Raw genomic sequence first — 14,819 nt, forward strand, 5'->3', positions numbered from 1 at the left:
TTCCAGCCTACCGGGTAAGCTTGCTAGCTCAGAGATCCACTGGTCATTAAAAAAACCTGAGCACGACGTAGGAAACGGCGTACTCAGGCTTTTTCAATCAATGGCTAATCAATTACTGGATGTATTCAATCCAACAAGGGTATCCATCATTGTGGGCTTGATCACAACGTCAATCCTTCGGTTGATCGTTCTGCCTGCAGCCGATTCGTTGTTGGCTACTGGCTTGCTTTCGCCAAAACCCTTGGTGCTGAACCTTGACTTGTCAATAGTAGTGTTGGCGTTCAAATAGCTAAGCACAGCATCGGCCCTGGCCTGCGACAGCTCAAGGTTCAAATCGTCACCTCCCTGTGAGTCGGTATGGCCTTCTATTACAATAGTGGCATTGGCAAAGGTGCTTATTGCCTGCTGCAATTTTGTAAGCAGTGCATAATCTTCTTGCTTTATCTCTGCTTTGCTGATGTCAAAATTCACACCAATCATCCGGATAATCACGTCGTCTTGCTGACGAAAAACCTGTGCTTCGTCCGAAGCAAATATGCGTTGAATTTTATCAAATTTAGCGTCAATTTCAGCAGCTCTGTCAATTCTTGCCTGCAAGTTTTGCTGCCTTTTCTGGGCTACCAAAGCCTCTTCTGAAAGCTGGCCTTTCATGATCTCCTGGATCTTGCGTTGCTCATACAGCAAGGCAGTGAGGTTTTCATTGTGCAACTGGTAATTATACAACTTGGCTTCAAGCGTTGCGATGAGATTTTCGTCGCCTTTGATTGACGATATGATCTCAGCCACCGGGCCATCTATGCCATTATCGAATCTCACGTTAAGGTCAAGTGCTTCGCCTATTTTAGTGATGGGTTCATACATCATCAGCAGGTAGTCTTCCGCTTCAAAGTCTTTATCATCCAAAATCTCCTCCTGCTTGGCAATGTGCATAGCCAAAAGCGCCTTGTACTCAGCTTCTTTTGCCAAATACCTGGCACCGTCTGTATCATACCTGTTGTCGGCGAGTTCCTTTTCTGCTTTGGCTATCAGCGCCCTGGCTTCTTTAAAAGTCTTAGGAGCTACCTTGTATACTTTGTTTTTGTCAGCTTGCTCAACGAGTTTTTTGGCATTGCTTAAGTAATTGGCTTTAATCGACTCCAGCTCGGCCTTTCTGTATAGCGCTGTGGCAGTCTTTGCTTGCTCCTTGGCGTCGTTCGAGTCACCTTTTTCTAACTCACCAGCGGCCTCTTTCATGGCTTCTTCAGCTTCATTCCAGTTTTTCTGGCTAAACTGTCCAGCTTCAGCATTCATAGCGTCATTTCTGGCAGACAGTGCCTGCGAAAACATCACCGAACCCACTTTTGCATTCTCAATGGCCTCTGAAAATTTGCCATCCGCCTTCTTTTTGTTCTCCTTTATTTTAGCAATTTCACCTTCATTCTTATAGCTCTTTTGTGCTTCGCTATAAGCCTCCATGGCTGCTTCAAATGTTTTAGGTGAAAGCACATCGGCCTGCGCATATCTTGCGGCCAGCATGTTTCTGTTCACACCGTCAAAAAGCGATGTTTTCAATTCCTGTCCGTAAGTGGTGCCGTGAATTGTAAGCATGGCTGCCACAACTCCGACTGCTATTGCTATTCTCTGTTTCATAATTTTGGCTTTGATATGTATATCTTGGTTTTTACATCTGGCAAGCTGACCTGACCAAGCGTAAATAGCACTGACCAGAGCAATAGAATGGCCAAAATGTCGATCAGGAAGAGATTTACGCTGAGGATTAGAAAGCTGCTTGTGTGATGTAAAATTGGCTTTTATTGGTGTGGCCGATATTACACAATAGAACTTTAGAGTTGCATATTTCACATATTGCCGGATGGATTGTCTTTCCAGGCAGGCAAAAATCGTTGACGCACAGAATTGTTTGTTCCGAGGTAAGCCCGTCGAGCGCTTTACGAAAAAACTTCTAAGCCAGGCTGCACTGAGCTGCCGACACCTACATCCTTTCCATGTACCAGCTCAATTGTCTTTCTACCTTTTTGAGTTGCATGATACCGGTGATGATCTTCTGCATGCGTATAAAGGCCGTTTCGCTTTTTACTACATAGTCAAATGCCTTGTGGTGCATACAGTTTATCGCCACTTCAATTTTATCCTGCGACGACAGCATAAGCACAGGGATATCGGGATTTGATGCCTTAATTTTGTCCAGGGTCTTCACTCCGTTCATGGCATTTTTATCAATTCCATCCAGGTGATAATCTAAAACAATTACATCAGGGGCATTTGCCAGGTTTTCAAGGCAGCGTTCGCCGGTCGCATAGGTTTCCACTATGAAACTGCCCGTGTTCATGAACTCTATTTCCAGTGACTTCAGGAACACAGCGTCGTCGTCCACGAGAAAAACCTTTATTCTCTTTTCAGTTTTCATGCATTGATGTCTTCATCTTATTATACTCCTGCTTTAATTCTGTGCACGCCTGTGTGCAAACGTTCCCCAGCTGTAAAACAAGGGCTGAGATTTCCTCTGACTGCTGCTGGGTACTGGCAAAGTCTTGCAACACCCTTGCCTTCTTTTCGAAATCCATGTGTATGCCCATGATTGAAAAAGAGGGGATCATTTTATGCACAGCTGAATACAATGTAGTCCAGTCTTTCTCGGCAAAGCTCTTCTTCATCGCACTGATCAGCGGTGGGGTTTGTTCCAGGTAAAGTGATATCATTTCCATCATCAATTTTGGGTCAGACTTCGTTCGTTGATTCAAAAACGTAAGGTCGATACAGCTAACAATTTTACCAGGCGAAATTTGCACCACCACGTCTTCATCCGGCGTCAAAAGTGGCGGCCTCTTTACCAACGAGACTATTTTACTATACAGCAACCTTTCATCGACTGGCTTTGAAATGTAGTCGTCCATTCCGACTACAGTGCATTTTTCCAGGTCCACGGTGGTCACATCGGCGGTCAGGGCTATAATGGGAGTTTTCAGATTCATTGTATTGCGAATGTATTCTGTGGCTTCAAAGCCATTCATTTCAGGCATTTGCAAGTCCATCAGGATAATATCATACGATTTAGCTTCCAGCTTTTCAATCGCAATTAGCCCATTGTCAGCAATGTCCCTTTCGAAGCCAAAATCGTCCAGCAATGTCTTCATCAGCAACTGATTAAGTGCAATGTCTTCCACTACCAGCACTTTGATGCCCTTGATTTCTTTGTCCGGCTCTGCAAATATCACGTCGAGCACAGCTTCCTGGTTTGTTTTACCAAAACTCAGGGTAAAACTAAATGTAGTCCCCTCTCCCACTTTGCTTTTCACCTGGATACTGCCTCCCTGGGGCTCCACGAGTTGTTTGACAATGGCCAGTCCAAGCCCCGTGCCCCCATACAACCTGGAGGTGCCGCTGGAGGCCTGTTGAAAATTGTCAAATATCCGTTCCAGTTTGTCCTCGGTTATGCCAATCCCAGTATCGGAAATGGCGAATTCGATATTGACCTTTTCTTCCTCTTCGCTGGCCAGCATTCGAACACTCACAGTAATTTTTCCTTTGGAAGTAAACTTGACCGCATTGCTCACCAGGTTAAGAATAATCTGGTGCAGACGAACCGGATCGCCAATCAGCACTTCAGGAATGGTCTCGTCATATTCTTTGATGAGCAACAGGTTCTTTTCCTGAATTTTTGTTTCAAACAGGTGCAGCATCGCCGACAACGAAGAAGCCAATTTGAATGGGATTTCCTCAAAAATCATCTTTCCAGCATCTACTTTGGCTAAATCTAGAATGTCGTTGATGAGCACAATTAAGGAGTCGCCACTAATTTTAATAGCAGTTAAATATTCCCTTTGCTTCGCCGATAAGTCCGTTTTCAATACCACTTTTGTAAACCCAATGATGGCGTTCATTGGTGTGCGGATTTCATGACTCATGTTGGACAGAAACTGCTGTTTTGCCTTTACCGCACTTTCGGCGATCTGGGCAGCACTTTCAGCTTTCTCTTTTGCCTCTTCGGCAATGGTGGTGGCCAGCTCGGCTGCTACCTTCGCCTCTATTAATTCCTTTTCAATCCTCTTTTGCTCAGTAATGTCCCGGGCTACTACCACGGCCCCTAGCACATCACCCTTTTCATTTTTATACACTGAACCATTGAACAACACAGCAGTTAGTCCATGATCGATGATGGTCAGGGGATAGTCTGCCACAAACCCTTCGGTGAACACCTCTTCATAAATTTCACGGGCTTTGACCGGGTCAGTGAAATAGACGCCAAAGTCTGAGCCGACAAGCTTTTCTCGTGTTGATGCTGTAATGCTCGCAAACGCCTCATTCATGTCGGTGATTTTGCCTGCCGTGCTGATAGTCACCAATGGGTCACGGCTTGCTTCTATCAGGCTGCGGGCATAGTTGGCCAGTCTCAATTCTGCAGCCCGCTTTTCCTTCTCATCGTTCTGGAAGGCAAGCTCCTTGTTAGCAATGTCTAACTCAGCCGCCCGCTTTTGCCTCTCATCGTTTTGGTAAGCAAGTTCGTTGTTAGCAACAGTGAATTCTGCCGCCCTTTTCTCCTTCAGCTCATTTTGAACGACAAGCTCTTCGTTGGCGATAAGAAGCTCCGACGCACGCTTTTCCTTCTCATTGTTTTGGAATGCCAGCTCCTTGTTGGCGATCCCTAGCTCAGCAGCACGCTTTTCTTTCTCCTCATTTTGAAAGGCCAGCTCTTCGTTGGCAATCCATAGCTCGGCCGCACGTTTTTCCTTCTCATCATTTTGAAAGGCCAATTCCTTATTGGCAATTCCTAACTCAGCAGCCCTTTTCTCCTTCTCATTGTTTAGGAAGACGAGCTCTTCGTTGGCAACAACAAGCTCGGACGCCCGCTTTTCCTTCTCATTATTTTGGAAGGCAAGCTCTTCATTGGCAATCCCCAACTCTGCTGCTCGTTTTTCCTTTTCATCGTTTTGAAAGACCAACTCTATATTGGCAACGCTCAACTCAGCGGCTCTTTTTTCTTTTTCATTGTTCTGAAAAACAAGTTCCTCGTTGGCAATGACGAGCTCTGCAGCCCTCTTCTCCTTCTCTTCGTTTTGAAATGCCAGCTCCTTGTTGGCCTTTCTTAGTTCTATGGCCCATTTTTGTTCAGTCACATCACGGGCTGCAGCAAATACTCCCAGCACATTACCCCTGCTGTCTTTGTACACGGAAGCATTGTAAAGCACGTCGGTTAACGTCCCATCTTTGTGCTTGATGGTCAGGGGGTAGCCAGAGACAAAGCCCCTCTCAAAAACCTGCAAATACCCCTCCTGCGCCTTTTGAGGTGAGGTAAAATAGGTGGAAAAATCGGTGCCAATAAGCTCTTCCCGGCGAAGCCCGGTTACTTTTATAAGAGCCTCATTCAGGTCGGTGATTTTGCCCTCGGCGCTAATGGTAACAAACGGATCCAGGCTGGCTTCCAGCAAACTCCTTGCATACTGCGATTTCTGAGATCTCGTCTTGGTCATCGCTGATTTATTTCTCCTTGTGTCAAAGTTCCCTTGTCTGAATTGCCAATTGTCTCAATGGGGCTCCGCCGTTTGCTTTTCAACTGCTTAAAGTGAGATGGCGAAAGGCCGGTGACTTTTTTGAACTGGTTCGACAAATGCGCCACGCTGCTGTAGCCCATTTTCCAGGCAATTTCTGTAATGTTCAGCTCGTCGTAAATGATGAGTTCCTTGATGCGCTCCACCTTGTGAATGATGATGAATTGCTGAATAGTGATGCCCTTCACCTCCGAAAATATGTTGGACAAGTAAGTGTAGTCGTAGTCAAGTTTCTCGCTGATGTAGTCGGAGTAGTTCATTTTCGGCAGCTCACCAGAAGCATGGATCATTTCGGTGATGATGTTTTTGATCTTTTCAATCAGAATGGCCCTTTTGTCTTCCATCAGCTCCAATCCAATGCTCAGCAACCCCGCTTTTAGTTCGTCCTGCTGGTCGCCCGTCAGCTCCTCCATCACGTCTACCTCCCCCAAATCAACCACAATAAAATGCAAGCCCATCTCTCTCAAAACTTCTTTCACTGCCATTTTGCAGCGTATACTCACCATGTACTTGATATAGAGTTTCAAATTCTCCCTCGATTTTATAGCTGGTACTCGGCAAGGTGAGAACTTTTCACTCTATAAAACTTACACACCAAAGAGGGAATGTTACATAAATCACTGATTGGCTAATGGCAACGCCCTGCAGGAGTATCCTGTGCGGTATAAGCCATTAAAGAATGGCTTAAATCCCGCTTCTTTGAGAAGTGTGAAATATGTAAAAGGGCGCCAAATTTATATAACACCTGGCTGGTTTTAGCGTCGCATCTTTGTGACCGATTGCTATTGAACCATTGCCTGTGCTGGCCATTCGTCTCCTGAAGCAAATCCTTGTTTTCCAATATGCCTCACCCATCTAAAACCATAAAACATGAACCTTAAAAGGATATTTGGCGCATTACTGACTGTATTAGGAATAGGCAGTCTTATTTATGCCGCAATGTTGTTCGTCAACAACATGGGCGGCCCCAACAGTGTAAAAATACTTCTCGTCTGGGGAGGGCTTGGCCTGCTGTTTTTTGTGTCTGGTATTAGCCTCGTACGTACCACAAAGGACGAATCGTAAATTGGGCAGCAAAATAGCCATTCGTTGAGGTCACCAGAGCCTTTTTGATTGGTGGTGCCGTGTGCCGTTTGGATGGGCGTCTGGCTGAAAAACTTTGAGTAAATTCTTGGCTTGTCCGCTCCCCCTGCCAATAAACGAGACTTCCCCAGAATTTTTTCAACGAAGAAGATTCTATGTAATTACCCTTCGTTACTGGCAGATTATGTAGCCTCTCCAGACATCATTTACCAGGGCGAAAGTGTCAGAACAAGCGGACCCCGCAACTAGGATTACTCCCGTTTATATCGCCGCACTGTAAAGCTAGTCATTCTTTGAATAATCATACCCACTATCAGATATTTCACTTAATTAGTTTTACAAAATCCTTTTCAAAAGATGCCATTAAGCAGTGTTTACGGGCAAAATATCAGTGAAATATGTAACTCAAAAATACTGAAGTGTAATTTTCTTGGTTCAAAAAATTGGAATTTTGCATAAACCTAATGGCAAACCGGCCTACCCAACACAGGGAGGACGTCGCTTAAAACGAGCTCAATTTTGATCTCATTACGGCTTTACAACAAGCCATCATTTTCAATTCAATTTACTGATCGTCATCATAAAACACGCCTTATCCTGGTGGGTGACAAAAGAGTAATAATCGCTCAAAATTCAATTACCAGCTAAACATTAATACAATGAAAAAAACAAAAAACAAGCTATGGAAATCCGCCCTGACAGCATTATTTTTTGCCGTCCTGATAGTAGGGTGTAAAGATGAAAATGAGGGCATTGTAGGACTTTGCCCTGTGATTGTATCTACGGACCCGGTGGCGGGCGCCGTGAATGTGCCACTTGATCAGGTCATTTCAGCGACCTTCAACGAGGCAATGAATGGCTCTTCTATCACTCAGGCGACATTCAGCCTTGGAGGAGCCTCTCCTGCCGGCCGGGGTCTGGCAGAAACTGAAGGCACGGTGTCATATGATGCTGCTACTTTTACAGTAAGCTTTACGCCAGCAGAAAATCTCAGCCCGGGCATTGAGTACACCGCCACAGTGGCACCTACGGCGAAGGATCAAAATGGTAATTTCCTGCAAGCACCGTATGTGTGGACCTTTACCACAAACGCCTCGCCGACTGTGGTATCAACAGACCCCATCAACCTGAGCACCAATATTCTGCTCAACAAAGTAGTGACGGCCACATTTAGTGAAGCAATGGATCCATTGATGATCAATGGTACCTCTTTCACTCTAATGACGGGAACTACGCAGGTCACCGGGGTGATCACCTACGATGGTTTGACGGCCTCATTTACGCCCTCTGTTGATCTTTTACCTGACACAGACTATTCGGCTACCATTACGACCGATGCCATGAATCTTACTGGTGAGGCAGTTGCAGCTGATTTTGTATGGGCCTTTAATACTGGCATGCTGCCCGCTGTAACGACTACGGCACCAATCAATCTGGCTACAGGCGTACTGCTGAATCAGGTAATTGAAGCCGACTTTAGTGAAGCCATGGATCCCCTGACCATCACCTCGACTTCGTTTACAGTAAAGCAAGGCACGACATCAGTTCCTGGTGCGGTTGCCTACTCAGGCACTAAAGCTACTTTCACGCCAACAAGCCCACTTTCTGCTGGTACTACTTACACCGCTACTGTTACGAACGCAGCAGCCAATCCTGTAGGTATTCCTCTGGCAGGCAACCATGTGTGGAATTTTGACACCGGAGTACTTCCCACGGTAGTTTCTACGGACCCGTTGAACCTTGCTACCGGTGTGCCGACCAATAAGGTCATCAGTGCTACCTTCAGCGAAGCGATGAACCCGGCAACAATTACCTCTTCGTCATTTACTTTGATGCAGGGTACCAATGCAATTGCAGGTACTGTTAGCTACTCAGGCACCACGGCTACTTTCACGCCGACAAGCCCGCTTGTAGCAGCAACGACGTATACCGCCAATGTAACGACAGGCGCAGCCAGCCAGGCTGGTTTTGCGATGGGCGCTGACTTTGGATGGAGCTTTGATGTGGGAGTGATTCCAACTGTTCTTTCTACTGACCCTCTGAATCTTGCTACAGGTGTTCCTCTTAACAAGGTCATCAACGCTACTTTCAGTGAAGCCATGGATCCGTTAACAATTACCACTTCGTCGTTTACCCTGATGCAGGGAACCAATGCAGTGACTGGAACGGTCAGCTACGCTGGCACAACTGCCAGCTTCACTCCCACCAGCAACTTGCTGGCAGGTAGCACTTATACTGCTACTATTACGACTGTAGCGAAGAGCCAGGCTGGTGTTGCAATTGCCAGTAATTACGCATGGAGCTTTAGCGCAGGTACGGTTCCAACTGTTACTTCCACCGATCCTTTGAACCTGGCTAGTGGTGTTCCCTTGAACAAAGTAATTACTGCTTCTTTCAGTGAATCAATGGATCCTCTGACGATCACCAGCGCTTCATTTACCCTTATGCAAGGTACAAACAGCGTGGCAGGTGCAGTTAGCTACACAGGAACAACAGCGAGCTTCACACCAACAAGCAATCTGCTGTCGGGTAAATCTTATACTGCCACTATTACAACCGCAGCAAAGAGCGTGGGTGGCATTGCCATTGCCAGTAATCACGTATGGAGCTTTAGCACAGTGGCCCCCTTAGGCCCTCCAGTTGTAAACCTCAATTCATTACTTGAATACGGTATCATAGCCGGAGTGGGTGTTACCAACAACGCTGGTGCCAGCGAGATTCATGACATGAATGTCGGTATCTATCCCGGAGCACGCTCATCTATTACAGGCTTCTTCGATGTGGATGGTGGGCCAGGTCTCATCTTTAATGGTGCCTTCCATGCCTCCGATGATGTGGCTCCTGCGGGAATCAACGCTGCACTTAACCAGGCTCAGTCAGAGCTTGTGCAAGCCTACGACGACGCTAAAAACGCAACAACCCCTGCCCCTTCCGTAGCACCGGCTGACCTTGGCGGGCAAACACTTGCTCCAGGTATCTGGACATCTGCCACTACCATGCTCTTGCAGAATGGTGACCTTACGCTTGACGCCCAGGGAGACGAGAATGCCGTCTGGATCTTCCAGATTGGATCGGCCTTCACCTCTGTAGGTGGTGCCGGCGGCAACGTGATCCTGGCGGGTGGAGCAAAAGCCAAGAATGTGTTTTGGCAAGTAAGTAGCTCGGCGACCATTGGCGACAACACGATCTTTAAAGGAAACATACTCGCCTTTTCATCCATCACGATGAATGCAGGTTCGGTGGCAGAAGGCAGGATGCTTGCCAGAAACGGTTCGGTACAGCTGATCAGCGCCAACACAATTACCAGACCTCCAAATTAATACGATGAAGACCGCATCTAAACCAATGCAGTCAGCTAAGCTTCTGTTCGCCGGAGGATTTTCCCCTCCGGCAGCAGCAGCCATGGCTCAGGCCATATCTGGTGAAATGGGAGGACTAACGCTCATGCCGGGTACTTTCACAGCTGATAGCTTTATTATTCAAGCCGGGAATCTGACACTTGATGCCCGTGGAGACGCCGATGCAGTTTGGATATTTGAGGCTTCTCATCGGATTACGACTTTAGGCAGCCACGGAGGCAATGTGGTACTTAGAGGAGGAGCGCAAGCAAAAAATATCTTTTGGAAAGCTGATGGAATTATCAGCATAGGTAGTGGCACTTCTTTCAGTGGAAAGCTACAGCCATTAACGCCAATGACTATCATGTCAAAGGCCGATCACAAAAGCAGTATGCCGGCCAGTTACAAGCTGGCTACAGACATCATTAAAAACTTTTATCACAAAATGAAAACGATAACTAATTACAAAAAGGTATTGCAACCCTCGCATGCCTTATATAGCCTGACGATACTTTCCCTTATTTTCAGTGCTTTGATTTTGACGGGGATACAGGCGCCTCTCCAGGCGCAGGACGCTTCACCTACGGAGTACACCAGGCCTAGCTGGCACTTTGGTGTAGCAGCGGGCGGAAACTTTAATTTCTACAGAGGCACTACGCAGGAGTTGAATGACGACCTGACAGTTCCGGCAGCCTTCAGGCATGGAAAAGGCCTTGGCTTGTACGTGGCTCCTTCTATCGAGTTCTACAAACCTGACACTCGATTCGGGGTCATTCTGCAAGGGGGATACGACAGCCGCAAAGGCTCGTGGGATCAGGTACTTACCTCCTGCAACTGTCCTGCCGACTTGTCGACCAATCTGAGCTACATTTCCATTGAGCCAAGCCTGAGGTTTGCTCCTTTCAAATCAGATTTCTACTTGTATGCTGGCCCAAGGTTTGCCTTCAACAGAACAAGCGCCTTTACCTACGAGCTGGGTATCAATCCTGCTTTTCCTGACCAGGCAGCCACTGCGCCGGTAGAGGGTGACTTCAGCAATGTCGAAAAAACTGTGATTTCCATGCAGGTAGGTGCCGGGTACGATATTCAACTATCTTCTCAGCAGCACAAGACACAGTTTGTGCTCTCTCCTTTTGCCAGCTTTCAGCCCCAATTTGGCCAGGATCCACGGTCTACCGAAACCTGGCACAACACCACCGTTAGGTTGGGAGCTGCGCTTAAGTTTGGTAGAGGCAAGGAAATAATCAAGGACGTGCCTCCTGTACCAGAGGAGATGGCAACGATAGGACTACCAGAAGTTCAGTTCACGGTGATTTCTCCCGCCAATATTCCTATAGAGCGCCGGGTGAGAGAAACCTTTCCTTTGCGCAATTACGTGTTTTTTGACTTAGGGTCAACTGAAATACCAGACAGGTACGTAACCATCAATAAAAACCAGGTAAAGGATTTCAAGGAAGATCAGCTTGAAGTATTTACACCGAAGCACCTGACCGGTCGCTCCGATCGTGGAATGGTAGTCTATTATAACGTCCTTAACATCCTTGGCGACAGAATGGGCAAAAACCCACAGGCTACAATTAACCTGGTAGGCTCTTCAAGAAAAAGTCCTGAAGATGCACGGGAAATGGCCAACTCAATCAAAAAATACCTTGTTGATGTATTTGGTATCAATACATCTAGAATCTCAGTAGATGGCAGAAGCAAGTCCAAAATACCTTCGCAGCAGCCAGGCGGAACTGAGGAACTTGTACTCCTTCAACAAGAAGACCGCAGGGTGTCGATAGAAAGCAGCTCTCCTGCACTGCTTATGGAGTTCCAGAGTGGACCGGAAGCGGCCCTTAAGCCAGTTGAATTCGTGGCGGTACAGGTAGCGCCGATTGACAGCTACGTATCATTCCGGGTCGATGGTGCCAACGAAGCTTTTGAGTCGTGGTCGCTGGACATCAAAGATGAGCAGGGAAAAGTACAATCTTTCGGTCCTTTTACCAGAGAGCTTGTCAATCTTCCCGGTAAGTCCATTTTAGGCACCACCCCCAAAGGCAAGTACGAAGTAACCATGATTGGCCAGACACCAGATGGCAAAACGGTGAAAAAAGAGGCTACTGTCAATATGGTGCTGTGGACACCGGAAGTGGATGAAATGGGGATGAGATACAGTGTCATTTATGAATTCAACAATTCCACTGCCATTGCCATGTATGAAAAATACCTCACTGAGATCGTTGCGCCAAAGATTCCTCAGGGAGGAACTGTGATTATCCACGGCCACACCGACGTAGTCGGAGACGCCGCCAACAATGAGAAACTGTCGCTGGCCAGGGCCAATGATGTGAAAACCATCCTTGCCAAGGCCCTGTCCAAAGCTGGAAGAACTGACGTAACTTTCAAAGTCCTGGGTTTTGGGGAGGAAGAGCGAATGATGCCTTTTGGAAACAAATGGCCAGAAGAAAGGTTTTATAACAGAACGGTTCTTATTGACATTATTCCTGCCAAGTAAAAGCACTTGCCTCTTATAAGCAACATCTTAGGGCTGACTGATGAAAATCGGTCGGCCCTTTGTTTTCGGCTCCACCCAAACTCGCTTTCCGTCGTGTGCAATAGTCAAGGCCATAACCTGTGATATATGTAACACTCTCTTATAAAGATGTAAAGTTTCCGGGGAGCAATAGCGGCACATTTGTGGGGGAAATAACCGATATTTTTATGAATACAGCGGAAGCAAACACAGTGGGCACATTTAGAATAACGGGCAACTGGTTCCATCAGTCGAAAGTGCTCAAACAGAAATTTGGCCTGCTCACAGATGAGGACCTTAAGTTCGAGGTAGGTGGAGAACAGGATTTGCTCACCAGGATTTGCGAACGGATCAATAAAAGCCGTGAGGAAGTGATCAATATTATCAGGAAAGGCCTACCGCTTGAAAGCACAGAATAGCCCTTTGAAGTGAAAAACGCATTATTTAATAGATACTGCGAACACACCTGAAGGGTAACGAAAGGGCAGTAATGGTGTTGTACCAGAAACTGTCCTTTTTACTCATTGGAAATACCTAAACAATCAAAATGGATACTCCGGAATACCCTAAAGCAAAAGTTTTCATTATCGTAGAAATCATAGAGTATGTTCCAAACTCAGTGGTGATAAAGACAATTATTAAGAAAACGACAGGCAATGTAAGTGCGGTGTCGTTCGACTCAGGAGAAATGCTAACGGAGAAGACGTCGCCATTTGACACCTTCATTCAGGTGATTGATGGGAAAGCTGAAGTGGTGATTGACGACGTATCCAATCTACTCGACACAGGCCAGTCGATTATTATTCCTGCGCACTGCCGCAATGCCATAAAAGCAAATGTCCGCTTTAAGATGATTTCAACCATGATAAAAAGTGGCTATGAAGACCTGTCGGTATAAAGTCTCAGAGGAAAATATAAAAACTGATCAGCCATGGAAGGGAAATTTAAAGTAGGTGAAATGGTGGCTGAACGTATACGCCCAGCCCAAAAATTGATCGTTAAAAGACAGGCTTACAATGTGTACTACTGCAAAATGACTGAAGATCTGTCGAGGAAGGAATTGGTCTTCCACGAGCGGGAACTACAGGCTTACGAAGGATTGGCTTCAAAACTGCCAGTAATGACTGTCTCTTCAAAGGCAGTGGAGGAAGACATGAAGTAGCGATGTCCTATTCCATCATAAAGAACCTTTTTAAACACCCACTCATGATAGAAAATAAGTTTGCTGAAGGAACGCCGGTGTATGCCCTTGCTCAACCCAACGAGAAATTGATTATCAAGCGGTACATCAAGAGAATCTATTATTGTACATCACCGGCTCATCCGGACCAAAAAGACGTCGTTTTTTATGAAAGAGAGCTAACTGGCGTTGGGCCGAAAGCTTCCAGCTAAGGATTGTGTGCCCTATGATTGCGTTGCCTTCCTATGCGTGAGGGATAGCAGCGGAAAGCCCGGACCCGCCCCGGGTGGAACCAGCTGGCGGGGAGGACTTGGAGCGAATAGCCCGACGCCCGCCAAACCGTTGCTGTTACTTTCAAACGGCATGTGGCTGGCGGGGGGCACGCCCAAAAAAAGAAAGTGTAAATAGCAATACAGACAACTGTTAGCCAGAAAGGTGTACTCTGGAAAAATTAAAGAGGTTACTTTCTGCGGAAGCGCAGAGAGTAACCTCCTTAATGCAAGTCGCCGGTTATTTTGCTTCGAAAGGCTATAAAAAGACCAACTACACCTTCAGGCAACGAACAGAAAGGCCATCTTTCTTTTCGTAGTAGCTTCGGTTCACATGGGCGTTGTCGTATTCCATGATGTAGCTCCAGGCGAGCTTTTTGCCTTCTTCGGCGGGTGTCCACCAGTAGCCGATGCTGCCTCTGTCCATAAAAGAGCAGTCGTCGTCGCACAGGCCGCCGGGCTTGGCATTGAACCCAGCCTCGTTGGTAGCGCCTTCGTTGGGTGCTTTCCACAGCTCAGTTGACTTGAGGATGGCGCCGGCATTTAGATGTCCGCCCACGGTTTGCAGAAGCAGTTTCCAGTCGTCGTCGCCAGCGATTCGGAAGCCCTCCGGGGCCAGCCCCCTGGGGTCGACCAGGGCATACCAGTTGTACAGCTTGCCATACAGCTTGCCGTTTTCGGGGTCGTTGTTGTAGTAGCACCAGGCCCCGGTGGTGAGGCGATCCCATTCATCGGTGTCGGTTACCTCCGGGATGGGGTCACCGTTGCGATATGTGTCTACGTCCAGGTTGTCGGCCATCCATATCTGGTTACCGATTTTCACCAATTTGAATTCCATGGTTCGGGCAATTAGTATGTCGATAAAAAATTTGTTAGGCTATAATAGCT

12 protein-coding genes are annotated in these 14,819 nt (G+C 46.9%); 7 read left to right on the plus strand and 5 right to left on the minus strand.

Annotated features, from left to right (window positions below; genetic code table 11):
• Positions 1-108: 108 nt before the first annotated feature.
• The 4 genes from ACMVP2_RS00135 to ACMVP2_RS00150 form a co-directional block, all read right to left on the minus strand.
• Positions 109-1,629, minus strand: a complete 1,521-nt coding sequence (locus ACMVP2_RS00135) for an OmpA family protein (protein WP_416866211.1) — start codon at positions 1,627-1,629, stop codon at positions 109-111.
• 343 nt (positions 1,630-1,972) lie between these two features.
• A complete protein-coding gene (locus ACMVP2_RS00140; protein WP_317487007.1) occupies positions 1,973-2,407 on the minus strand; it encodes a response regulator in 435 nt (144 codons plus the stop codon).
• Positions 2,397-5,468: an ATP-binding protein gene (locus ACMVP2_RS00145; RefSeq protein WP_416866212.1), complete on the minus strand. Its 3,072-nt coding sequence runs from the start codon at positions 5,466-5,468 to the stop codon at positions 2,397-2,399. Before ACMVP2_RS00145 ends, ACMVP2_RS00140 begins: the two co-directional genes overlap by 11 nt.
• Positions 5,465-6,073 carry a helix-turn-helix domain-containing protein gene (locus ACMVP2_RS00150; protein ID WP_416866213.1) on the minus strand — a complete coding sequence of 203 codons (609 nt, stop codon included), beginning with the start codon at positions 6,071-6,073 and terminating at the stop codon, positions 5,465-5,467. The genes ACMVP2_RS00145 and ACMVP2_RS00150 overlap by 4 nt, the downstream gene beginning before the upstream one ends.
• Before the next feature lie 343 nt (positions 6,074-6,416).
• On the opposite strand from ACMVP2_RS00150, the gene ACMVP2_RS00155 reads away from it, so the two are divergent.
• From ACMVP2_RS00155 to ACMVP2_RS00185, 7 genes are all read left to right on the plus strand, one after another.
• The gene (locus ACMVP2_RS00155; RefSeq protein WP_416866214.1) at positions 6,417-6,611 is read left to right on the plus strand and encodes a hypothetical protein; all 195 of its coding nucleotides are present in this window, start codon (positions 6,417-6,419) and stop codon (positions 6,609-6,611) included.
• Between the two features lie 677 nt (positions 6,612-7,288).
• Complete coding sequence (locus ACMVP2_RS00160; RefSeq protein WP_416866215.1) at positions 7,289-9,949, plus strand: Ig-like domain-containing protein; 2,661 nt, start codon at positions 7,289-7,291, stop codon at positions 9,947-9,949.
• A 4-nt stretch (positions 9,950-9,953) separates the two neighbouring features.
• Complete coding sequence (locus tag ACMVP2_RS00165) at positions 9,954-12,464, plus strand: ice-binding family protein (RefSeq protein WP_416866216.1); 2,511 nt, start codon at positions 9,954-9,956, stop codon at positions 12,462-12,464.
• Between the two features lie 206 nt (positions 12,465-12,670).
• A complete protein-coding gene (locus ACMVP2_RS00170) occupies positions 12,671-12,901 on the plus strand; it encodes a general stress protein CsbD (protein ID WP_317487013.1) in 231 nt (76 codons plus the stop codon).
• A gap of 128 nt (positions 12,902-13,029) precedes the next feature.
• Positions 13,030-13,380, plus strand: coding sequence for a cupin domain-containing protein (locus tag ACMVP2_RS00175; protein ID WP_416866217.1), 351 nt, complete (start codon positions 13,030-13,032; stop codon positions 13,378-13,380).
• Positions 13,381-13,413: 33 nt separating this feature from the next.
• Complete coding sequence (locus tag ACMVP2_RS00180; RefSeq protein ID WP_416866218.1) at positions 13,414-13,644, plus strand: hypothetical protein; 231 nt, start codon at positions 13,414-13,416, stop codon at positions 13,642-13,644.
• A 44-nt stretch (positions 13,645-13,688) separates the two neighbouring features.
• The gene (locus ACMVP2_RS00185) at positions 13,689-13,874 is read left to right on the plus strand and encodes a hypothetical protein (RefSeq protein WP_416866219.1); all 186 of its coding nucleotides are present in this window, start codon (positions 13,689-13,691) and stop codon (positions 13,872-13,874) included.
• A 331-nt stretch (positions 13,875-14,205) separates the two neighbouring features.
• On the opposite strand, the gene ACMVP2_RS00190 is transcribed toward ACMVP2_RS00185, so the two are convergent.
• The gene (locus ACMVP2_RS00190; protein ID WP_416866220.1) at positions 14,206-14,769 is read right to left on the minus strand and encodes a fibrobacter succinogenes major paralogous domain-containing protein; all 564 of its coding nucleotides are present in this window, start codon (positions 14,767-14,769) and stop codon (positions 14,206-14,208) included.
• Between the last annotated feature and the right edge of the window lie 50 nt (positions 14,770-14,819).

The organism is Imperialibacter sp. (genome assembly GCF_048007035.1).
Lineage (GTDB): Bacteria > Bacteroidota > Bacteroidia > Cytophagales > Cyclobacteriaceae > Imperialibacter.